Origin of the sequence: Streptomyces sp. NPDC093085 (genome assembly GCF_040683935.1) — a bacterium.
Classification (GTDB): domain Bacteria; phylum Actinomycetota; class Actinomycetes; order Streptomycetales; family Streptomycetaceae; genus Streptomyces.
The window spans coordinates 422,602-443,369 of record NZ_JBFBFB010000005.1 but is presented as its reverse complement, the minus strand read 5'-3'; the positions used below and the strand labels follow the sequence as shown (position 1 = coordinate 443,369).

The 20,768-nt window shown below is 72.8% G+C and carries 24 protein-coding genes and 1 pseudogene; 17 read left to right on the top strand and 8 right to left on the bottom strand.

Features of this window, described 5'->3' with window-relative positions; translation table 11 throughout:
* Window positions 1–4: 4 nt before the first annotated feature.
* Window positions 5–184: pseudogene (locus AB0O07_RS18530) on the top strand (hypothetical protein); the annotation flags it as partial.
* Window positions 185–218: 34 nt separating this feature from the next.
* Here the strand turns inward: AB0O07_RS18530 and AB0O07_RS18525 are convergent.
* Complete coding sequence (locus tag AB0O07_RS18525; protein WP_365634134.1) at window positions 219–1,241, bottom strand: LacI family DNA-binding transcriptional regulator; 1,023 nt, start codon at window positions 1,239–1,241, stop codon at window positions 219–221.
* 24 nt (window positions 1,242–1,265) lie between these two features.
* The gene (locus tag AB0O07_RS18520) at window positions 1,266–2,150 is read right to left on the bottom strand and encodes a response regulator transcription factor (protein ID WP_365634131.1); all 885 of its coding nucleotides are present in this window, start codon (window positions 2,148–2,150) and stop codon (window positions 1,266–1,268) included.
* A 529-nt stretch (window positions 2,151–2,679) separates the two neighbouring features.
* Here AB0O07_RS18520 and AB0O07_RS18515 point away from each other — a divergent pair.
* The 7 genes from AB0O07_RS18515 to AB0O07_RS18485 all read left to right on the top strand — a co-directional run bounded on the left by AB0O07_RS18515 (window position 2,680) and on the right by AB0O07_RS18485 (window position 7,553).
* The gene (locus AB0O07_RS18515; RefSeq protein WP_365634128.1) at window positions 2,680–2,934 is read left to right on the top strand and encodes a MoaD/ThiS family protein; all 255 of its coding nucleotides are present in this window, start codon (window positions 2,680–2,682) and stop codon (window positions 2,932–2,934) included.
* Between the two features lie 11 nt (window positions 2,935–2,945).
* On the top strand, window positions 2,946–4,355 hold the full coding sequence (locus AB0O07_RS18510; protein ID WP_365634125.1) for a hypothetical protein: 1,410 nt from the start codon (window positions 2,946–2,948) through the stop codon (window positions 4,353–4,355).
* A 186-nt stretch (window positions 4,356–4,541) separates the two neighbouring features.
* Window positions 4,542–5,291 carry a DUF2993 domain-containing protein gene (locus AB0O07_RS18505; RefSeq protein WP_365634122.1) on the top strand — a complete coding sequence of 250 codons (750 nt, stop codon included), beginning with the start codon at window positions 4,542–4,544 and terminating at the stop codon, window positions 5,289–5,291.
* Between the two features lie 326 nt (window positions 5,292–5,617).
* Complete coding sequence (locus tag AB0O07_RS18500) at window positions 5,618–5,725, top strand: putative leader peptide (protein WP_365634119.1); 108 nt, start codon at window positions 5,618–5,620, stop codon at window positions 5,723–5,725.
* 322 nt (window positions 5,726–6,047) lie between these two features.
* Window positions 6,048–6,887: a sulfurtransferase gene (locus AB0O07_RS18495; protein ID WP_365634116.1), complete on the top strand. Its 840-nt coding sequence runs from the start codon at window positions 6,048–6,050 to the stop codon at window positions 6,885–6,887.
* A 30-nt stretch (window positions 6,888–6,917) separates the two neighbouring features.
* Window positions 6,918–7,205 carry a DUF1416 domain-containing protein gene (locus tag AB0O07_RS18490; protein WP_066946191.1) on the top strand — a complete coding sequence of 96 codons (288 nt, stop codon included), beginning with the start codon at window positions 6,918–6,920 and terminating at the stop codon, window positions 7,203–7,205.
* An 81-nt stretch (window positions 7,206–7,286) separates the two neighbouring features.
* Entirely contained in the window at window positions 7,287–7,553 is a 267-nt protein-coding gene (locus AB0O07_RS18485) for a DUF3099 domain-containing protein (RefSeq protein ID WP_365634112.1), read from the top strand.
* A gap of 55 nt (window positions 7,554–7,608) precedes the next feature.
* On the opposite strand, the gene AB0O07_RS18480 is transcribed toward AB0O07_RS18485, so the two are convergent.
* On the bottom strand, window positions 7,609–8,019 hold the full coding sequence (locus AB0O07_RS18480) for a DsrE family protein (protein ID WP_365634109.1): 411 nt from the start codon (window positions 8,017–8,019) through the stop codon (window positions 7,609–7,611).
* Window positions 8,020–8,246: 227 nt separating this feature from the next.
* Here AB0O07_RS18480 and AB0O07_RS18475 point away from each other — a divergent pair, with 227 nt between their 5' ends.
* Window positions 8,247–8,819 carry an FABP family protein gene (locus AB0O07_RS18475; protein ID WP_365634107.1) on the top strand — a complete coding sequence of 191 codons (573 nt, stop codon included), beginning with the start codon at window positions 8,247–8,249 and terminating at the stop codon, window positions 8,817–8,819.
* 39 nt (window positions 8,820–8,858) lie between these two features.
* Here the strand turns inward: AB0O07_RS18475 and AB0O07_RS18470 are convergent, their stop codons facing one another.
* Window positions 8,859–10,238, bottom strand: coding sequence for a hypothetical protein (locus AB0O07_RS18470; protein ID WP_365634104.1), 1,380 nt, complete (start codon window positions 10,236–10,238; stop codon window positions 8,859–8,861).
* Window positions 10,239–10,304: 66 nt separating this feature from the next.
* Between AB0O07_RS18470 and AB0O07_RS18465 the strand changes: the two genes are divergently transcribed.
* On the top strand, window positions 10,305–10,760 hold the full coding sequence (locus AB0O07_RS18465) for a transcriptional repressor (protein WP_365634101.1): 456 nt from the start codon (window positions 10,305–10,307) through the stop codon (window positions 10,758–10,760).
* A gap of 99 nt (window positions 10,761–10,859) precedes the next feature.
* On the top strand, window positions 10,860–11,840 hold the full coding sequence (locus AB0O07_RS18460; protein WP_365634098.1) for a folate-binding protein: 981 nt from the start codon (window positions 10,860–10,862) through the stop codon (window positions 11,838–11,840).
* A 50-nt stretch (window positions 11,841–11,890) separates the two neighbouring features.
* Here AB0O07_RS18460 and dtd read toward each other — a convergent pair whose 3' ends face one another.
* A complete protein-coding gene (dtd, locus tag AB0O07_RS18455) occupies window positions 11,891–12,328 on the bottom strand; it encodes a D-aminoacyl-tRNA deacylase (protein WP_365634095.1) in 438 nt (145 codons plus the stop codon).
* A 214-nt stretch (window positions 12,329–12,542) separates the two neighbouring features.
* On the opposite strand from dtd, the gene AB0O07_RS18450 reads away from it, so the two are divergent.
* The 3 genes from AB0O07_RS18450 (at window position 12,543) to AB0O07_RS18440 (ending at window position 15,687) form a co-directional block, all read left to right on the top strand.
* Window positions 12,543–13,214 (top strand): ABC transporter substrate-binding protein, encoded by a 672-nt coding sequence (locus tag AB0O07_RS18450; RefSeq protein WP_365634302.1) that lies wholly within the window; start codon window positions 12,543–12,545, stop codon window positions 13,212–13,214.
* Between the two features lie 34 nt (window positions 13,215–13,248).
* Window positions 13,249–14,277, top strand: coding sequence for an asparaginase (locus tag AB0O07_RS18445; RefSeq protein WP_365634093.1), 1,029 nt, complete (start codon window positions 13,249–13,251; stop codon window positions 14,275–14,277).
* Between the two features lie 159 nt (window positions 14,278–14,436).
* Window positions 14,437–15,687 carry a GNAT family N-acetyltransferase gene (locus AB0O07_RS18440; protein ID WP_365634090.1) on the top strand — a complete coding sequence of 417 codons (1,251 nt, stop codon included), beginning with the start codon at window positions 14,437–14,439 and terminating at the stop codon, window positions 15,685–15,687.
* 151 nt (window positions 15,688–15,838) lie between these two features.
* Here AB0O07_RS18440 and AB0O07_RS18435 read toward each other — a convergent pair whose 3' ends face one another.
* On the bottom strand, window positions 15,839–16,501 hold the full coding sequence (locus tag AB0O07_RS18435; protein WP_365634087.1) for a hypothetical protein: 663 nt from the start codon (window positions 16,499–16,501) through the stop codon (window positions 15,839–15,841).
* Between the two features lie 181 nt (window positions 16,502–16,682).
* On the opposite strand from AB0O07_RS18435, the gene AB0O07_RS18430 reads away from it, so the two are divergent.
* Both AB0O07_RS18430 and AB0O07_RS18425 read left to right on the top strand, forming a co-directional pair.
* Window positions 16,683–18,140, top strand: coding sequence for an ATP-binding protein (locus AB0O07_RS18430; protein ID WP_365634084.1), 1,458 nt, complete (start codon window positions 16,683–16,685; stop codon window positions 18,138–18,140).
* Window positions 18,137–18,829, top strand: coding sequence for a response regulator transcription factor (locus AB0O07_RS18425; protein WP_365634081.1), 693 nt, complete (start codon window positions 18,137–18,139; stop codon window positions 18,827–18,829). The genes AB0O07_RS18430 and AB0O07_RS18425 overlap by 4 nt, the downstream gene beginning before the upstream one ends.
* A gap of 2 nt (window positions 18,830–18,831) precedes the next feature.
* On the opposite strand, the gene AB0O07_RS18420 is transcribed toward AB0O07_RS18425, so the two are convergent.
* Both AB0O07_RS18420 and AB0O07_RS18415 read right to left on the bottom strand, forming a co-directional pair.
* On the bottom strand, window positions 18,832–19,224 hold the full coding sequence (locus AB0O07_RS18420; protein WP_365634078.1) for a peptidase inhibitor family I36 protein: 393 nt from the start codon (window positions 19,222–19,224) through the stop codon (window positions 18,832–18,834).
* 162 nt (window positions 19,225–19,386) lie between these two features.
* Window positions 19,387–19,575 carry a hypothetical protein gene (locus AB0O07_RS18415; RefSeq protein WP_365634076.1) on the bottom strand — a complete coding sequence of 63 codons (189 nt, stop codon included), beginning with the start codon at window positions 19,573–19,575 and terminating at the stop codon, window positions 19,387–19,389.
* A gap of 161 nt (window positions 19,576–19,736) precedes the next feature.
* On the opposite strand from AB0O07_RS18415, the gene AB0O07_RS18410 reads away from it, so the two are divergent.
* Window positions 19,737–20,696, top strand: a complete 960-nt coding sequence (locus AB0O07_RS18410; protein WP_365634073.1) for a winged helix-turn-helix domain-containing protein — start codon at window positions 19,737–19,739, stop codon at window positions 20,694–20,696.
* Window positions 20,697–20,768: the final 72 nt, after the last annotated feature.

Below are 20,768 nucleotides of genomic sequence, written 5' to 3'. Positions count from 1 at the left end.
CGTCCAGGAGCAGTACGAGGCGCTCCACCTCCCCGGCGATCTGCCGGTGCTGCGGACGCTGCGGGTCGTGTACGACGCCGCGGAGCGCCCCGTCGAGGTGACGGTGATGGCCAAGGCGGGGCATCTGTACGAGCTGCGGTACGAGTCCACGCCGGGGCCCGGACCGGGGGACGCCCCGGGGTGATGCGGGACGGCCTCCGGGGAGGGGCTCTATGGCTTTACGCGCAGCCGCAGGAGCGGCGTACCACCAGGGCCGAGGGGAATTGCTTCACGCGTTCGCGGCGGGAGCCGGCCACGCGGAGGCCGTCGTCCAGGACCAGGTCGACCGCCGCGCGGGCCATGGCCGGGCGGTCGGAGGAGACCGTGGTCAGGGGCGGGTCCGTCAGGGCCGCCTCCTTGACGTCGTCGAAGCCCGCCACCGCCAGCTCGCCCGGGACGTCCAGGCGGAGTTCGCGGGCCGCTCGCAGGACGCCGATGGCCTGGTCGTCCGTGGAGCAGAAGATGGCGGGGGGACGGTCGGGGCCGGCGAGGAGGGTCAGGGCGAGCTGGTACGCGTCGTAGCGGTTGTACGGGGCCTGGAAGAGGCGGCCCTCCAGCGGGCGGTCCGCCTCGATCATCGCGCGGCGCCATCCCTCCACGTGGTCGGCGACCGGGTCGCCGACCGACGGGGTCGACTCGACGCCGCCCAGGCAGGCGACGTACGGGTGGCCGTGCTCCAGGAGGTGGCGGGTGGCCAGCTGCGCGCCGCCGATGTCGTCGGTGACGACCGCCACGTCGTCGATGTTCTCGGGGCGCTCGTGCAGCAGCACCACCCGCGCGTCCCACGCCTCGATCTCCGCCGCGGCGCGCTCGCTCGGGCCCTGGCTGACCAGGATCAGCCCGGAGACCCGCATCCCGAGGAAGGCCCGCAGATAGTGGACCTCGCGTTCGTCGCGGTAGTCCGAGTTGCCGACCAGCACCATCTTCCCGCGATCGGACGCCGCCTGTTCCACCGCGTGCGCCATCTCCGCGAAGAAGGGCTGCCGGGCGTCCGGCACGACCATCCCTATGAGGTCGGTCCGCCGTGACGCCATCGCCTGGGCGACCCGGTCGGGCCGGTACCCCAGTTCCTTGATGGCGTTGACCACCCGCTCGCGCGTGGCCGGGGCGACCGGCCGGGGTCCGTTGTTGATGACATAGCTGACGACGGCGGTCGACGTACCCGCCAGTCGTGCCACATCGTCCCGCGTCACCTTGGCCACGCGCGGCAGTCTACGCGGGGTGACCTACCGCTGGGCAGGCCGTACGGAGGCTTCTTCGGACGGCTCCCGTGCCGGCTCCCGTGCGCCGGTCCGCGCCGCGCCGGCTCCGACGGGGGTGCCGTGGGCCGATCCGGCGCCCCCGGGGGCGTCCTCGCCGGAGGCGTCCGCCTTCTCGTGCTCCGCCCGCCCGGCCTGTTCGGCCCGCTTCTGCTTCGCCTCGTCGCCGCCGCGCTCGGGCTTCTCGGGGGTGACGAAGCGGTAGCCGACGTTCCGTACGGTCCCGATGAGCGACTCGTGCTCGGGCCCCAGCTTCGCGCGCAGCCGCCGTACGTGGACGTCGACCGTGCGCGTACCGCCGAAGTAGTCGTACCCCCAGACCTCCTGGAGGAGCTGGGCGCGGGTGAAGACCCGGCCCGGGTGCTGCGCGAGGTACTTGAGCAGCTCGAACTCCTTGAAGGTCAGGTCCAGGACCCGCCCCTTGAGCTTCGCGCTGTACGTCGCCTCGTCCACCGACAGGTCACCGTTGCGGATCTCCATCGGGGAGTCGTCGGTCTGGATCTGCTGCCGGCCCATCGCCAGCCGCAGCCGCGCCTCGACCTCGGCGGGACCCGCGGTGTCGAGCAGGACGTCGTCGATGCCCCAGTCGGCGGTGACGGCGGCGAGTCCGCCCTCCGTCACGACCAGGAGCAGCGGGCACCCCGGCCCGGTGGAGCGCAGGAGCTGGCAGAGCGACCGCACCTGCGGGAGGTCGCGGCGGCCGTCGACCAGGATCACATCGGCACCGGGGGTGTCGACGAGCGCGGGGCCTTCGGCGGGGGCCACCCGTACGTTGTGGAGCAGGAGCCCGAGCGCCGGCAGCACCTCCGTGGAGGGCTGGAGGGCGTTGGTCAGGAGCAGCAGAGAACTCATCGCCGTTCACCTCCCTCGGCGGGCTCCGCGCCGGGATACTTGCCCGGCGTCTTCTTGCTCTTCTCGTTCACGGTTCGCTTGCCCATTACGTCGGTTCCTCCTCGGTCCCTGCGAGGACGTATGCGGCACTGCATCACTGCATTTACTGCTTTTACTGCATGTACTGCTTACTGCCGTTCGGGCCGTGCTGCCACTCGCCCCCGAGGAGCGCGGCCCGGATGTCCGTGTCTTCCGTCTCTTCCGTCTGTGACACCTGGCTGTAACAACGGACGGGAAACACAAAAGGACCCGGGGGCTGCTTTGCCCGGATCCTCTTCGGAGCACAATAACCCAGATTCGTTCCGCGTAGGGGTTCGCGGGGTGACTTGGACCGTAACCGGAACAGGCCCCGGGAGTGTGGATCGCACAGGGGGCGCACGGAGGCGTGCCCGCGCCCGCCATCATGGAGTCCGGCAGATGAGACCGGCTGACGGGCCGGTGACGAGACCGGTCACGAGACCGGCGGAGCAGCGGGAGAGGGGGTGCCCCCATGGCGGTCGGCACGATCCGTTACTGGGCGGCGGCCAAGGCGGCGGCGGGCGTCGCGGAGGAGCCGTACGCGGCGGAGAGCCTGGCCGAGGCGCTCGACGGCGCGCGGCTCAGGCATCCGGGCGAGCTGGCCCGGGTGCTCCGGCGGTGTTCCTTCCTCGTCGACGGTGACCCCGTGGGCATCCGTGGGCATGAGACCGTACGCCTTGCCGAGGGCGGCACGGTCGAGGTGCTTCCGCCGTTCGCAGGAGGGTGAACCCCAGCATCATGAGCAACGATCAGCACAACCCGTACAGCGGGCCGGACCGGTACGGGCGGCCGGAGGCCGGGTACGGGCAGCCGGCGCCGGGCCACTGGGCCGAGCCGGAGCAGGCCGGGCAGGGAGAGCAGGGCGGCGCCGCGCAGACCTGGGAGGGCCAGACCTGGGACACCCAGTACCAGCCGCTCGTCCAGCAGCAGCCGCCGCTCGTCCAGCCGCAGGGCCATGAGCCGCAGGGCCATCAGTCACAGGGCCACCAGTCACAGGGCCACCCGGGGCAGGGCTATCAGCAGCCGTATCAGCAGCAGGCCGTCGCCGCCGCGGATACCGCGTATCTGCCGCCCCAGACGGGCCACACCGGCCCGGGGGGCCACGAGGGCCAGGGGGGCTTCCCCGGCTCGGGCGGCCCCGGTGGCTCGGGCGGCCCCGGCGGCCCCGGCGGCCCCGGCGGAGCCGGAGACGGCGTCCCCGGCCCCGTCCCCGGCCCGGCGCCCGCGCCCGCGTCCACGCCCGCGCGAACGTCCCCACAGCCGTCCCCACACGCACCCCCGCACGCCCCCCGGCCGGAGTCGTCCGCCCCCGGTGCCCCCGCCTCGCCGCCGGGGGACCGGCTCGACACCGCCGGGTACAGCGCGCCCACCACCCTCGGCAACGCCCCCCGGATCACCGACGCCCAGCGGGCCCGCGCCGAGGGGCGGTCGCCGATCATCCCGCCCGGCATCCTGCCCGCCCTCCTGACGGCCGCCCTGGGGGTGCTGCTCGCCGGGGGCGCGGCGCTCGGCCCGTACGGACTGCTCCTCCCGCTCGTGCTGCTCCAGGCGGTCACGGCGGCGGGCTGGTTCCGGCTGAACGGGATGTGGCCGGCCCGTCAGGGCATCGCGCTCGCCTTCCTCGGCGGCGTCGTGGCCGACATCGCCGTGCTCGCCGCCGGCCGGGAGAACGCCCTCCTCGCGATCCTCGGCACCCTCGGCGTCTGGGTGCTCCTGGTCCTCGTCCTCCAGCTCCGCAGCCGCGCGAGCGCCGACGAGCGGATGACGAGCCTGATGGCCACCGTCGCCTCCGCCGCGCTCGCCATCCTCGCCACCGGCCACCTCGCCGCCGAGCCGAAGGCCGTGGCGGTCGGCGCCGTGGCGGTCGGCGCCGCGGCCGTGGCCCGCGCGCTGCCGCTGCCGGGCTTCGTCTCGCTCGGGGCGGCGCTGCTGACCGGCGTGGGCGCCGGGATCGTGGTCGGCGCGCTGACCGGCGGCTCCACCGAGGGTGCGGTGCTGGGGCTCGGCGCGGCGGTCTGCGCGCTGGTCGGGCTGCGCGTGGCGAGCTACGACTACCCGTCCCGTTTCGTGCACATGACGGCCGGGGTGGCCCTGCCCCTCACGGCCGCCGCGCCCGCCCTGCACCTGCTGGGGCGCGTACTGAGCTGACGGCAGGGCATACGGCTCTACGAGCACGCGGCGGGAGGGGGTCGCGGGAGGGGGAGGAAAGACGGCGGGAACGTCGGTACGGATCGGTACGGAACGGTGCGGAACCGGGAACCGGGAACCGTACGTTTCCGCCGTACGTCGATGACTTCCGCCGGCCACAGTGGGCAAGGGAGGGGACTCGGGACCATGCGCGTACTGCGGACACTGCTGATACTCGTCGTGCTCTTCGGCGGCCTGTTCATCGCCGCCGACCGGGTGGCGCTGTACTTCGCCGAGGACCAGGTGGCGAGCAGGATCAAGGCGAGCCAGGGCCTCACCTCCGACCCCGAGGTGACCATCAAGGGCTTCCCCTTCCTGACCCAGGTGGCCCGCACGACCCTGGACGATGTGGAGATCTCCCTCGACGGCGTGAGCGCCAGCGCGGGCGGCGAGGCCGTCCGGGTGACGGAGGTCAGGGCGGAGCTGAAGGACGTGACGTTCGACAGCACCTTCTCGAAGGCGACCGCCGGCAGCGCCACCGGCTCGGCCCGGATCTCGTACGCGGACCTGACGGCCTCGGCGCCGAAGGGGGCGACGGTCGGGTACGCGGGCACCGAGCGCGCCGCCGAGAACCAGGTCAAGCTCTCGGGCCCGATGGGTGAGGTGCTGGCCGGGGCGGGGATCTCGGTCCCCGGCCCGTTCAAGGCGCTGCTGGACGGCAAGACGCTCACCGCGTACAGCACGGTCTCGCTGGTCGACGGCGACACCGTACGGCTGCGGGCGGCCTCGCTGCCCACGCTGTACGTGCCGGGGGCGGAGGAGCGGATGCGGAAGGCGGTGGACTACGACCTGAAGATCGACGGGCTGCCGTCCTCCATCCAGCTCGACAAGGTCACCACGACGGACACGGGCCTGAGCTTCGCGGGCACGGGGACGGACGTCTCCCTTTCCGGCTGACTCCGCTCCCCTGCGCCCGGCCGGCCTCCGGGCCCGTCCGTCCTTCGGGCCCGTCCGTCCTTCGGGCCCGTCCGTCCTCCGGGCCCGGCCGTCCTCTGCGCCCGGCCTCCGGGCCCACCCCCTGCGCCCGCGGCCGGATACTGAGACGCCCGAGTCCGCTCCCCAGACCGGATCGGCGCCGCGCTCCACGCCTCCCGTCCGCCTCCCGCGCCCCCACCGCGTACGGCCGCGATCGCGCCGCCCCGGGTCCCACATAACGGATGATCGCATCTCGGAATATGACACACCGGTGACATGACCGCCCGGTCGTCCCTACGATCGGACCCATGCAGTGCTTCATCGGCGGCCTCTCCCAGGGGGGCCGGGCGGACCTCACGAAGCGGCGGGCAGTAGACCTGTGCCGCGTCGCCGCCATGCTCTGTCGCACTGTCTGAGCGGGGCGGGACGATTGCGTTCCGTATCTCCCGAACCCCGGCCTCCGGCCATCCGGGCCCTCCGAGTGCTCACTCGTGCCCGTTCGTGCCGGTCGGCTGCCCCCGGGCGACCTGAACCCCGTATACGCACCGCACGTACATGCGTACGCACGTACTGTACGAACGCGCGCACCACGTGTCCCGCACATCCCGCACGTACCGCATGCACCACGCGTTCCGCAGATGACGTACGTGGCGCACGCACCGCACGTGACGCACGCACCGCACCACACGCGCAACCGCAGCCCACTGCCCGCCGCACACTGCCCCGGAGGAGAAAAGCATGAGCCGCAGCGACGTCCTGGTCGACGCCGACTGGGTCGAGGCCCACATCGACGACCCGAAGGTCGTCATTGTCGAGGTCGACGAGGACACCTCGGCGTACGACAAGAACCACATCAAGAACGCCGTCAAGATCGACTGGAAGAGCGACCTCCAGGACCCGGTCCGCCGTGACTTCGTCGACCAGGAGGGCTTCGAGAAGCTCCTCTCGGCGAAGGGCATCGCCAACGACGACACCGTGATCCTCTACGGCGGCAACAACAACTGGTTCGCGTCGTACGCGTACTGGTACTTCAAGCTGTACGGCCACGACTCCGTCAAGCTCCTCGACGGTGGCCGCAAGAAGTGGGAGCTGGACTCCCGCGACCTGGTCGAGGCCGTTCCGTCCCGCGCCGCCACCACGTACACGGCGCAGGCCCAGGACACCTCGATCCGCGCCTTCCGTGACGACGCGGTCGCCGCGATCGGCACGAAGAACCTGGTCGACGTGCGCTCGCCCGACGAGTTCAGCGGCAAGCTGCTCGCCCCGGCGCACCTGCCCCAGGAGCAGTCGCAGCGTCCGGGTCACATCCCGACCGCGCGGAACATCCCCTGGTCGAAGAATGCCAACGACGACGGCACCTTCAAGTCGGACGACGAGCTGAAGGAGCTGTACGCCGAGGAGCAGATCGACCTGGCGAAGGACACCGTGGCCTACTGCCGCATCGGTGAGCGCTCCGCGCTCACCTGGTTCGTCCTGCACGAGCTGCTCGGTGTCGAGAACGTCAAGAACTACGACGGTTCGTGGACCGAGTACGGCTCGCTCGTGGGTGTGCCGATCGAACTCGGCGCCAACAAGTAATCACCCCCCGATCCCGGAGGACGGAACAGTATGTGTGGAGCACAGGCCGGCGGCCCCGACGCCTCGACGATCAAGCCCGGTGAGACCACCATCCAGGGCTCGGTGACCCGTGACGGCGAGCCCGTCACCGGTTACGTACGGCTGCTGGACTCGACCGGCGAGTTCACCGCCGAGGTCCCGACCTCGGCGACCGGACAGTTCCGCTTCTACGCGGCCGAGGGCACGTGGACGGTGCGCGCCCTCGTCCCCGGCGCCACGGCGGACCGTACGGTCGTCGCCCGGACCGGCGGCCTCTCCGAGGTCGCGATCGCGGTCTGAGCCTTCGCGCGAAAGGATGGGCCGCACCCCGGCCGACCGGGGTGCGGCCCATCCTTTTTGTCCGAGTCGTACCCTGAAGGTATGTACGCGCGACGCCGTCGCCGGTATTTCCTGCTGATGGGCGGATGCCTGATCCTCTTCGTCTCCGCCGGGGCCTTCGTGCGCATCTGGTCGGTGCAGGCGGCCATAGCGCTCTGCGTGATCGCCCTCCTGATCCCGCCGATCGCCGCGATCGTGGGCAACACGAGGGACAAGGACGACCGCTGGTGGGACGAGCCGCCCCCGGGCCACGAGAACGACGAGGCCGAACGGTGGCTCGACGAACTGGAACGGCGGAACCGGGGCTAGGCCGACGGGCCTGCGAGGGAGCCGTCGGCGTTGCGGGGGCCGGGCGCCGTCCGTATCAGTAGACGAGTGCCTGGACGCCCGGGGCCATGATCTCGCTGACGAAGACCTGGGCGCCCGCGATCCGTACCCCGTCCAGGACGTCCTCCTCCGTGATGTCGCGGCGGGCCGCGCACTGGGTGCAGAGGGTGATGCGGCCCGCCGCCTGGATCGACTCGATCAGGTCGGGGAGGGGCGCGGCGTGCGGGAGGTCGAAGTCGGCGGCGCGGCCCGGCAGGGCGAACCAGGCGGACTCGCCCGTCAGCCACAGGGAGACCTCCACGCCGCTGGCCACCGCCACCGCCGCGACCGTGAACGCCTGGGAGCAGCGTTCGGGGGCGTCGGTGCCCGCGGTCACCTTGATCACCAGCTTCTTCGCGGCGGAGGGCTGGGGGTTGGGGTGGGGGCGAGTGTTCTCTGGTGAGGGCATGTGCGGCATGGTAATCCCGGTCCCGGACACCTCGGCGAGTGCGCTCGCGCCCCACCCATTAGGCTGGGGGCGGCCGTACCGCGCCGTACCGTGCGCGCGTCATACCGTTCATCCGAGGAGCACCCCGTGCTTGAGGCTTTCTTCACTACCCTGCTGGTGCTCGTCTGCGTGGGCGTGCTCGCCTTCACCGGGCTGGCCGTGAAGAAGCTGTACCAGGGCCAGCGCTGATGATCGAGATCCCCTCCGACCTGAACCCGGAGCTCGTCCCGCTCGCCTTCCTCCTCGGCGACTGGGAGGGCGTCGGCGTCTTCGACTTCCCCGGCGAGGAGAAGGCCAACTTCGGCCAGGAGGTCTCCTTCCGCCACGACGGCCGTGACTTCCTCGAATACGTGTCGCACACCTGGGCGCTCGACGCCGAGGGCAAGAAGGTCCGGCCGATCGAGTCCGAGTCGGGGTACTGGCGTATCGACAAGGACCGCAAGGTCGAGGTAGTCATGGTCCGCGACCAGGGTGTCGTCGAGGTCTGGTACGGCGAGCTGGGCGAGCAGAAGCCGCAGATCGACCTGGTGACGGACGCGGTGGCCCGTACGGCGGCCTCGGGGCCGTACAGCGGGGGCAAGCGGCTCTACGGGTACGTCAAGGGCGACCTGATGTGGGTGGGCGAGAAGTCCACCCCGGACGTACCGCTCCGGCCGTACATGTCGGCGCACCTGAAGAAGGTCGTCAGCCCGGAACAGGTCGCCGAGTGGGCCAAGGAACTCGGTGACCTGCCGGACGACGGGATCGCGTTCTTCAAGTAGGCCTTTAGGCCTTTAGGCCTTAAGTAGGCCTTCAGACCTTCAAGCAGGCGTGCGGCCCGTCCGGTGCGCGCAGTTCCGGTCCGCCGTGCGCGTCGCTTCTTCGAGCGCCCGGTAGTACGCGGCGGGGCGGAGCGCGAAGTCCGTCCGGGCCGCGATCCCCTCGGGGTCGGGGTCGGCGCCGCGCAGCAGGTCGACCGAGGATTGCGCGAAGTCGCCGGCGAGGTGTTCCCGCCGGGCCCGGGTGAGGATGTCGCGGAGGGTACGGGCGGCGGCGCGGGCCTCGGGCTGTTCCCGGTCGCCGGCCTCCGGACCGCCGTGCCCGCCCCGGAGGGGATCCGCGGCGGCGTCGATCAGCTCGGGCGTGAGGCGGGCGCCGAGGTCACGGGCCCGTTCCACCGCCTGGGCCGTCTCCGGCCCCGCCGCCACCAGCACCCGCAGCGCGCAGAGCAGCGCGGTGGTGTCCGGGGCCGGGTGCTCCGGATCCGGGCGTACGGCGTCGAGGCGTACCGGATCCGGGCGTACGGAATCGAGACGTACGGAATCGAGGCGTACCGCATCCGGGCGTACGGCATCGAGGCGTACCGCTGCCCGGTCGCACGCCTGGGCGGTCGGGCGCACCAGGGCGGCGGTCACCTGCGCGGTCGCTGTACGCCCCAGGCCGGGCAGGCGTCCGGGGGTCCGGGCGGCGGCCTCGCGTACGGCGTCCACCGTGACCAGGCCCTCGCGCCGGAGCGCTGCCGCGTGGGGCAGCCCCTGGACGGGGAGGCGGCCGAGCGCGGCGCGTACCTCCGCCTCGTGGACGGGGGCCCAGGCGGCCACGACGGCCTCCGTCGCCCTGCGGTGGTCCGCGCGGACCCGCTCGGCGCTCTCCCGCAGCCGGTGCGCCTGCCGCAGGGTCGCGCGGCCCGCGCCCCGTTCCCTCGGCGGCCTGGCACGGACGCCTCCCGTGACCAGCCCGCCGAGGGTCACCAGCAGCCCGAGCAGCAGCAGGCCGTCGCTCGCGTCGATGAACGCGTCGTACCTGTCGTCGTCCTGGCCCAGTGAGTACAACTCGCCCCGGTGGGCGCCTTCCGCGAGCACCCAGCCGCTGTCCCAGCCGTGGCCGGTCTCCGGGTCGTAGTTCGCGCCCTTGAGAAGAGAGCTCCGGTCGGGGTCGCACTGATAGGTGCCTTCCCGCTCCCCGGAGGCGCTGGAGGTACCGGAGGTACCAGCGGTGGAGGTACCGGCGGTATCGGAGGCGTACGGGTCGCGCCAGCGCACCTCGCACCGGCCGTCCGGGCGCTCGTCGAGGACGGTCAGATCGACCTGGCGGAGTTCCGGGAGGCCGGGCGCCGCCGCGTACAGGCCCGCCGCCAGCGCGATCAGGGCGACCCCGGCCACCACGGCCCATCGGGGCCACCACACTCTGCCTGTTCCCACCGTCGTCCCCCGCTCCTTCGTCCTCGGGGCGGCCTGAGGGCCGCCCCGCCCGCCTAGACTGGGGGCGTGGTGAGCACCGACTGGAAGAGCGATCTGCGGCAGCGCGGCTACCGGCTGACCCCTCAGCGCCAGCTTGTCCTCGAAGCTGTCGACTCTCTCGAACACGCGACCCCGGACGATATTCTCTGCGAAGTCCGCAAGACCGCCTCCGGCGTCAACATCTCCACTGTCTACCGCACCCTGGAGCTGCTGGAGGAGCTGGGCCTCGTCTCGCACGCCCACCTCGGGCACGGTGCGCCCACGTACCACCTGGCCGACCGGCACCACCACATACACCTGGTCTGCCGGGACTGCGGCGAGGTCATCGAGGCGGACACCTCGGTCGCCGCCGACTTCACCGCCAAGCTGCGGGACGACTTCGGGTTCACGACCGACATGAAGCACTTCGCGATCTTCGGGCGCTGCCGGGAGTGCACCGCCCGCGCGGACGCCGGTGAGGGTGGCGCCGCCGCCGCTTCGTGAGCGGGGCGGGGCGAGGCGAGGCGGGGTGGAGCGGGGGCGGGGCGGGAGCGGGAGCCGGGGGCAGGACCCCGGTGGCCGCCGAGTCGTAGGCTTCTGGCTATGCAGCGACATTCGACCACCAGCCCTCTCCTCGCCCTGCCCGGAGCCGTCGCGGCCGAAGGCCAGGACGAAGGCGTCGCGGCGCACTACGGCGACCTCTTCCGCGAGCAGCGCGCCCTCGCCGACGGCACCGGTTTCGTCGACCTCTCGCACCGCGGCGTCCTCACCGTCACCGGCGAGGACCGGCTGAGCTGGCTGCACCTGCTGCTCACCCAGCACGTCACGGAGCTGCCCCCGAACCAGGCCACCGAGGCGCTGATCCTCTCCGCGAACGGGCATGTCGAACACGCCCTGTACCTCGTGGACGACGGCGCCACCGTCTGGGCCCATGTCGAGCCGGGCACCCAGGAGGCGCTGATCGGCTACCTGGACTCGATGAAGTTCTTCTACCGGGTCGAGGTCGCGGACCGTACCGACGACTACGCGGTCGTCCACCTCCCGGCCGGTTCCATCGCCCAGGCCCCCGAGGGCGCGCTGGCCAGGGAGACCCCGTACGGGCGCGATCTCTTCCTGCCGCGCGGAGAGCTCGCCGCGTACGCCGGGACGTACGGGCCGCCGGCCGGGATCCTGGCGTACGAGGCGCTGCGGGTCGAAGGACACCGGCCCCGGCTCGGCTTCGAGACCGACCACCGGACCATCCCGCACGAGGTCGGCTGGATCGGCGGCGCGGTCCATCTCACCAAGGGGTGCTACCGGGGCCAGGAGACCGTGGCCCGGGTCCAGAACCTGGGGAAGCCGCCGCGCCGGCTGGTCTTCCTGCACCTCGACGGCAGTGACGTCCATCTGCCGGCGCACGGTACGCCCGTACGGCTCGCGGCGGACGGCGCCGAGGGGCGGCAGCTCGGCTTCGTCACCACCTCGGCCCGCCACCACGAGCTGGGGCCGATCGCGCTGGCCCTGGTCAAGCGCAATGTGCCGGTGGACGCGCCGCTGCTGGCGGGGGAGACGGCGGCGGCTCAGGAGGTTGTCGTCGCGCCCTGACGCCACGGTCGCGCCCTGACGCCACGGTCGTGCCTTGTGGGTGCGTACGGCTAGAAGTCCAGCAGCACCGTGAACGGGCCGTGGTTCGTGAGCGAGACCCGCATCTCCGCTCCGAACCGGCCCGTCTCCACCTTCGCCCCCAGCTCGCGCAGGCGCGCCACCACCGCGTCGACCAGCGGTTCGGCCACCGGGCCCGGTGCCGCGGCGTTCCAGGTGGGGCGGCGGCCCTTCCTGGCGTCCCCGTAGAGAGTGAACTGCGAAATCACCAGGAGCGGGGCGTTCGTCTCCGAGCAGGACTTCTCGCCCGCCAGCATCCGTATCGACCAGAGCTTGTCGGCGAGCCTGCGCGCCTGCTCCTCCGTGTCCTCGTGGGTGACTCCCACCAGCGCACACAGCCCTTCGCCGACGATCTCGCCGACCGTCTCGGGGCCGGATTCCGTCACGGCGACGACGCTCGCGCCGTCCACTCTCTGCACCACTGCTCGCATACGGACCAACCTATAGGGGGCCGAACGGGTGCGGACCGCCCCCATCCACCGCGGCAGGAGTGGCACGATGCTCGGAGGCGGTGGCGTGGATCCATCCGCTGAGGGGGAGTGAGGGGAAAGACGCGCGATGAGCACATCGAGCACGCCGGACCTGCCGCATGTCCCGGACGCACCGGATGCGCGGGATGCGCGGGATGCGCGGGATGCGCCGGGGATGCCGGGTGCCTCCGGTACGCCGGGTACCCGCGGCGGCGGTGGCGGCGGTGGCGGGCCGTGGCCCGGGAGCGTACCCGCGCCGGCCCGTACGACCAGCGGGACCGGCAGCGGCGGACCGGGGGACGCGGGGGCGGGGGCCGCTCCCGGGGGGCTGCCCGTGCCCTTGCCGTACGACTTCCGTGTGCTGCGCCTCGCCGAACTGCGGGCGCTGCGCAGGGACTCGCACCGCGACGAGGGCGACCTGAGTTATCTGCGCAGGCTGCTCCAGGGCCGTATCGACATCCTGCGGGCCGAGCTGGCGCGCCGGACGGCGCCGGAGACCCCGGTGCCCGACCGGCTCCCGGAGGCCCCGGTGCTCGACCGGCTTCCGGAGATCCTGACCGACGCGCCGTCCCGCCACCGCACCTCCGCCCGGCATGTCACGCTCTCCACGCCGCGCAGCGCCGAGTACCGGGCGCTCGCCGCCGAGACCCTGGCGGAGGTCGGGCTCTCGGACCTGGCGGCGCGTACGGACGAGGAGCTGCACGCGGCGATGGGGCGGCTGGTCAGCAACGAGCGGCAGCTCTCGCGCCGCCGGCACCAGCTCCAGCGTACGGCGGACGATTGCAGCGCCGAGATCGCGCGCAGGTACCGTGAGGGTGAAGCCCAAGTGGACGATCTGCTCATGTAGTTGATCCGTTCCCGCCCCTTCCGGAAGGCCGAAGATGACCTCCAGCACCACGCCGTCCGCCGTTCCCGTGTCCCGGCGCCCCGCAGGCCGTGGGAACGGCGGCGTGCTCGGGCGGGAGCCCGCGCCGGGGCCCGTGCTCGCCGAGGTCGTACGGTCCGGGTTCGTGGAGGGCCGGCACCGGGGCGCGCTGGTGCTGCTCGCGGCGGACGGCACGGTCGAACTGGAGCTGGGCGATCCGCAGGCGCCGGTCTTCCCGCGCTCCAGCAACAAGCCGATGCAGGCGGCGGCCGTGCTCAGGGCCGGGCTCGAACTCTCCGGCGAGCGGCTGGCGCTGGCCGCAGCGAGCCACTCCGGGGAGCCGTTCCACCTCGACCTCGTCCGGACCATGCTCGCCGAGTACGGGCTGACCGCCGACGACCTCCAGACCCCGCCCGACCTGCCGCTCGACCCGGTCGAGGCGGAGGCGTACCTCGCCGCGGGCAAGGAGCGCGAGCGCATCACCATGAACTGTTCCGGCAAGCACACCGCCATGCTCGCCGTCTGCGCGCTCAACGGCTGGCCGAGGGAGAGCTATCTCGACCCGGGCCACCCGCTCCAGCAGCTCGTGCTCGCGGTGATCGAGGAGGCGGCCGGGGAGCACGTACCGACGGTCGGTACGGACGGCTGCGGCGCCCCGCTGATGGCCCTCAGCCTCACCGGCCTCGCCCGCGCCTTCCGCCACTTCGCCCTCGCGGCGCCGACGACGGCGGAGGGGCGGGTCGCGGAGGCGATGCGCGCGCACCCGGAGTACGTGGCGGGCACGCGCCGCCCCGACACCTGGCTGATGCGGGAGGTGCCGGGGACGCTCTCCAAGATGGGCGCCGAGGCGGTGCAGGCGGTGGCGCTGGCGGACGGCCGCGCCCTCGCCTTCAAGATCGAGGACGGCGCGACGCGCGCGCTCGGTCCGGTGCTGGCGCGGGCGCTCCAGCTCCTCGGCGTCGAGGCGGAGGTCCTGGGGCGCATCGGGCGGGCGCCGCTGCTGGGCGGTGGCGTCGAGGTGGGGGCGGTACGGGCGGCGTTCTGAGGCGGCCGGGGGGAAGCGGGGGAGAGGGCGCGGAGGGCGTCGTTCTGAGGCGGCCGGGGGAAGCGGGGGAGAGGGCGCGGAGGGCGTCGTTCCGGGAGGCTCCGGGTGCGGCGGAAATCCGGGTGCGGCGGGGGTGTGTCCGCGCATACCGTGCGCCGTATGAGTCTTGAGGTCCGTACCGTCGCCGAAGCCGAGTTCCCGGAGTGGGTGCGGGCCCTGAACGTCGGGTTCCTGCGCCCGCCGACCGACTCGGACGAGGCCGTGGAGTGGCGGCGCGGCGGGGGCGATCCGGCGCGTACGCGGGGGGCGTTCGAGAACGGGCGGTGCGTGGCGACGTTCCGTTCCTTCGAGCAGGAGCTGACGGTGCCCGGCGGTGCGGCCGTACGGGCCGACGCCGTCTCGAACGTCTCCGTCTCGCCCACCCACCGAAGGCGCGGGCTGCTCGGCCGGATGATGGCGGAGGACCTGGCGCGGGCGAAGGAGCGGGGGGACGTCCTCGCCACGCTGATCTCCGCCGAGTACCCGATCTACGGGCGGTACGGCTTCGGGCCCGCCACCTCCTTCGTGGAGTGGGCCGTCGACGTGCCCCGCACCGGGCTCGACCCGCGTCGGCACGCCCTCGACGGGGAGATCGAGGGGCGGATCGATCTGGCCGACGGTGCGGAGGTCCGTAAGCTCGGGCCCGCGTTGCACGGACGCTTCCGGGCGCGGCAGCCGGGCGCGGTCACCCGTGACGAGCGCTGGTGGGAGGTGTCGACGGGCTCCTCGCCCCGGGGCTGGATCTCCGGGGAGCCGTACTTCGCCGTGTACCGCTCGGGGGCGGGCGAGGTGGAGGGCCTGGCGGTGTACGCGGCGGACGACCGCTGGGACGACGCCAAGCAGCCGACGAACACCGCGACCGTACGGGACCTGATCGCGGTGACCCCGGCGGCCGAGCGCGCCCTGTGGCGGTTCGTCTGCTCGGTCGACTGGGTCACGACCGTACGGACGGGCCTGCGCGCCCCCGACGACCTGCTCCCGGACTTCCTCCCGGACCCGCGCGCGGCGCGCACCGTGACGGAGGCGGACTTCCTGTGGGTACGGGTGCTGGACACCGTACGGGCCTTGGAGGCGCGGACGTACGAGGTCCCCGGCACCCTGGTCCTGGAGGTCCACGACGCGGCGGGCCTGGCGGGCGGACGCTTCCGGCTGACGGCCTCGCCGGAGGGCGGCGCGAGCTGCGTACCGACCACGGACGGTGCCGATCTCGCCCTGGACGTAAGGGAGCTGGGCGCGCTCTGCCTGGGCGGGACCTCGGCGGTGCGGCTGGCGGCGCTGGGCGCGGTGACGGAGGAGCGGCCGGGGGCGGTGGCGGTGGCGGAGACGCTGTTCCGCACGGCGCGGCAGCCGTGGTGCCCGGACATCTTCTGAGCGATGGGGCGTCAGGGGCGCCGGACGTCGAGGGCATCGGACCAGGGACGCTGAACGTCGAGGGCATCGGACGTCATGGCGCCGGACGTCGAGGGCGCCGTACGTGAGGGGGCCGGACGTCGAGGGCGCCGGACGCCACGGGGCCGGTGGCTCAGCCGTCCAGCCGGATCAGGGACTTGAAGTCGGTCAGGGCGCCCATCTCGGGGGCGAGGTCGATGGCGCCGGTGACCTGGTGGCCGGCGAACGACAGGGTGCCGGTCGGGTGGTCGGTGCCGTCGCCGACGAAGGTCTGGTGGGTGATCTGGTACCCGGCGGCCGGCAGGGCGGTGCGGTAGAAGTCGAGGATCGCCTTCGGCTCGGGCCGGTCGAGTGCGAACTGCGGCCCGTCGCCGTCGTTCTCCTGGGCGAGCGTCACATGGGCGCCGGGCGGGAGCGGGAAGCCGCTGGGGAAGGCCGCGGGCAGCGCGTTGCCGCTGTCGTCCACGGTGACCGAGCCGCCGGAGGCGGTGGCGTCACCGGAGGCGGACGCGGGCGGGACACCCGCGGAGCCGTCCGTGCCTGCGGACATACCGGCGGACGTCCCGGCCGCCGTCGCCGCCGGGTCCTGGGCCGGGGACGACGGTGCGGGCTGCTCCGCCGCCGACTGGGCCGGGGCGGCGGCCGGCGGTACGGGGGACGTCGTACAGGCGGCCAGGCCGAGGCAGCCGAGGGCGAGCAGGACGGCGGCGGACGCGGCCCTTCTGCCCCTGTAGTCCTTGCTCTCCCTGCCGCTCTTGCCGTTCTTGAGGGGGATCCGGCTGCGGTGGTGACTCATCTCACGGGCTCCTCGCGCTGGGGTGTGGCCCCAGCCTCCCGGCCCGAACCGCCTTACGGCAGTCGGCTCTTGTGCTGTCGGCAGAACGTCCTACTTGCCGCCCCTCCCGTCGTGCCGGAAGGCTGACCTGGTTGTCCGGACACTGCTCGTCCATGCTGGGCGCGTGGCGGAGGAGACGAAGGTGACAGACCCGGCCATCGACGTACGAGCGGCCGATGCCGATGCGCATACGGACGCCGGTGTCGATGCGGCTGTCGGTGCGGATGCGGATGTACGGGCCGGCGACCGCGCCCGCCGGCGCACCCGGCGTCTGCTCGCGCGCTCGATGGCGCTGCTGCGGATCGTGCAGTTGCTGCCGTGGCCGGTGGCCGTGCTGCTCGGTGACCGGGTGGGGTACGCGAATGTGCCGATGGCGGCGGCGAGTTATGTGGTGCAGTGCGGCTGGGGGACGGTGTTCACCGTGGCCGCGCTGCGGCGTGGAGCCGTGGACCGACGGCTGACCGGGGTCGATGTCGCCGTGGCGGCGGTCTGCCTGGTCGCGGCGGGCCGTGCCTGCCAGCCGCTGTACGCGACGAGCTGGGCCAATTCGGCGGTCGCCCCGGCGATGGGCGCGGCGGCGGCCGGGGCCGTGGCGTTCCGGCTGCGGAGCGCGATCGGGGTGGGCGCGGTGCTCGCCGCCGCGTACGTGGCCGGGGTCGGCCCGGGGCTCACCGCCTCCTCGTCGGCGGGTGCCACGACCGTGGGCAATGTGCTGTCGCTCGCCGGGTTCGGGGCGATCGGCGGGCTGGTCGCGCGCCATCTGGCGCGGGAGGCGGAGAGCGTGGACGCGGCGGTGGTGGCGATTGCGGAGGCCCGGTCGCGTACCGCGGCCGAGCGCGCCCGCTACGACGAGCGCGGCCGGCAGTACCGGCTGCTGCACGACACCGTGCTCTCCACGCTGAGCGCCATCGCCCGGGGCGGGCTCGACCACCGTACGGAGCTGGTACGGCAGCGGTGCGCAGCCGACGCGGACTATCTGCGGGGGCTGATCTCCGGCAGCCCCGAGGAGCCGCCCTCGCCCCTGGCGGTGGCGCTGGCGGCGGTTGGGCGCGACCAGGCGGCGCTGGGGGTGCGGGTCCACCACATGAGCGACGACAGCACCGGGCCGCTGCCGGACGCGGTGGTCGAGGCGTTCACGGGCGCGGCCCGCGAGGCGCTGAACAACGTGGCCAAGCACTCCGGCGCCGGAGAGGCGTGGCTCACCGTGATGTCCGATGAGGGGACGGGTGAGTGGACGGACGAGCGGAAGAGTAAGCGGATGGATGAGCGGAAGGGGGGCCGGGGGGTGACCGTGACGGTGGTCGACCGGGGTGTCGGCTTCGATCCGGGCGCCGCGCACCAGGGCCTCGGCCTGGCCCGGTCGATCGTGCGGCGCATGGCGGAGGTGGGCGGCGTGGCCACCGTCGACAGCGGGGTGGGCGAAGGCACCAGCGTCGCACTGCGCTGGCCCGCGCCGGCACCGTTCGGGCCGGCCGAAGGGGCCGACGGGTCCGACCGGGCCCAAGGGGCCGACCGGGCCGAGGAGGCCGACAAGACGGCAGCGGCTGAGGAGTCGGAAGTGATCGGCGGGGCCGGATGGTCCGGGCGGGGGGAACGGTGAGCGGGCGGAAGATCCGGGTCGCGGCGATCGACGACGACAAGATGCTGCTGAGCGGGTTGTCCGCGTGGCTGACGCCGGTGGACGACATCGAGCTGGCTGCCGTCGCGACCAGCGTCGACGCGTACGAGGCGGACCCGCCCGACGCCCCCGTCGAGGTGATCCTGCTCGACCTCAACCTCCGTGACCTCAGCCGTCCCGCCGACAATGTGGCGCGGCTGCTGGGGTCGGGGGCCGCGGTGCTGGTGGTGTCCACCGTCGCCGACGCCGGCCATGTGATCGCCACCCTGGAGGCGGGCGCGGCGGGTTATGTGACCAAGGACAACGACCTGCCGGTCCTCATCGACGCGGTACGGAGGGTCGCCGCGGGCGAGTCCGTGGTCACCCCCGAACTCGCCTTCGTCCTGGCCAGGGACGAGCGGCCGGCCCGGCCCAGGCTGTCGGCGCAGGAGCGGGCAGTGCTGCTCTCCTATGCCACCGGCTCCACGCTGGAGGCCGCCGCGCGCCGGGCCGGGGTGGCGTACGGCACGGCGCGGGAGTACCTCCAGCGGGTCAAGCGCAAGTACACGGAGGCGGGGCGGCCCGCGTACACCAAGCTCGACCTGGCGCAGCGCGTACGCGAGGACCGCCTGGAACTGGACCGCCTCCCGGATCCCCATCCGGATCCGGAGGTGACTCCGGGGCCGTCGTGACGTTACTGGGGCTTGAAGGAGCGGATCTGGTAGTTGCCCTGGAGGTTGCCGCCCTTGCCGGACGCCGTGGAGCCCACGCGGTTCTTGTAGTTGGTCTGCGTGTAGTACTGCACGCGGTGCTTCGTCTTGTTGAACACGGACTTGACGTTCTTGCCCTTCTGGATGAAGGAGCAGTTGTCGGCGGTGTTCGCCAGCTTCTCCTGCGACCACTGGCACTTCGAGGACTTGCCCTCCTTCGTGCGCCCGCCGTTGTACTCGCTGTAGATGCAGAAGTAGCCCTTGTCGCAATCGTCGTACGGATTGGCCTGGGGGGCCGCGGGCGCGGGCCCGGCGGTCACTCCGGCCAGCAGGACGGCGGCTCCGGCGGTGGCGAGGAAGGTGCTGATCTTGCGCATGGTTGTTCCCCCTGGGTTCTCTGTACGGTGACGGGCCGATCCCGTTGAACCCGTCCCGTCTCAGGGTCACCCCGCCCGGCGGGGCGCGCGGCAGAGTGGACAAGGGGGCGCTCGAAGTACTCCATATAGTCATATGTGAGCCCACGGGGGCGGCGACGGCCGTCAGTGGCCGAGCTGGATCACTAGGAGGGCCAGCAGCGCCCCGCCGATCCCGGCGCAGGTGGCGTTTCTGGCCTTGACGCCGAAGGTGAACAGGAAGAGGGCGACGGTTCCTATGGTGCCGAACCGCCAGTGGACGAGCTGATCGAGCCCGATGCTGAGGGCCGCGGTCAGGAGCGCGGAGGTGGGCATGGCGGTCACTCCTCAAGGGCTGGAGGGCCGAGTTGGCTGCCAACTCCCCTCGTGGTGGGAACTTGGTGCCAACTAAGGTCGTTATCCCGCCAAGTTGTTCCCGGTAAACAAGTTCGGCGCGATAACTGCCACGAGATGGTCGGAAGTTGTAACGTAGGGTCATGGCTCCTGAACGCGCTGCCGCACCCGGTACGGGAACGCCCGCCCCCGAGGAGGTGGCGGAGGTGCTGCGGGCCCGGATCGAGTCGGGCGAACTCGCCGCCGGGCAGCCGCTGCCCACGCAGAAGCGGCTGATGGCCGAGTTCGGCGTCCAGCGCGGCGCCGTGCGCCAGGCCCTGCGTCGGCTCCAGGACGCGGGCCTGCTCACCGAGGTCACCCGGGGCGCCCCGCCCCGTATCGCCGACCTCGCGAGCCCCGGCCCCACCGGACGCCCGGGCTCCGCACCCGGCGCGGGGCCCGGCGCGGCCGGGGACGAACTGCCGCAGGAGACGATGGTCGCGCTGCGCCCCCGCATCATGGCCGCGTTCGAGGCCGAGCACGTACGGATCGACGCCCTCTGCCTGACCGCCGAGTCGCTGAGCGCCGCCCTCGGTGAGCAGCGCCTGCGCGTCCAGGACCGCGCCACCGCGCCGGGCGCGGGACCGCTCCCCGCCAGCGTGACGGTGCGGGTGCTGCTGCCCCACCGCGGTATCGACCTCGCGTTCCCGCGCTCCGTCGGCCCGACCGACACGCACCCGGACGAGAGCGGCCTCGTCCACCAGCGCTGGCTCCAGCAGCGCAACGCGCACGGCACGGTCCTGAGCGACCATCTGATGGGGATGCGCTCGGCGGGGATCGAGGTGGACGTACGGTTCAAGGCGCTGCCGTTCACGCCGCCGGTGAAGCTGTACGTGCTCAACGGGGCCGAGGCGCTCTTCGCGTACTACAAGGTCACGGTCCGCGCCGAGGAGATCCACCGGACCTCCGTCGAGATGTACGACGCGCGGGGCGACCGCTCGCCGCTCTTCTCGTTCGCGGCGGGGGCGCCGGGGGCCCAGCGGGACACCGCGTTCGTGGCGGAGTCGCAGGGGTGGTTCGACGCGCTGTGGGAGACGATCGCGACCGACCTCGTCCTGGGGTGAGCGCGTGACGGCGTGTCGTACCGTGTCCGTTCGGGGCAGGATGTGATCCGGAGGCGCCGAGGTTCCGCTCTC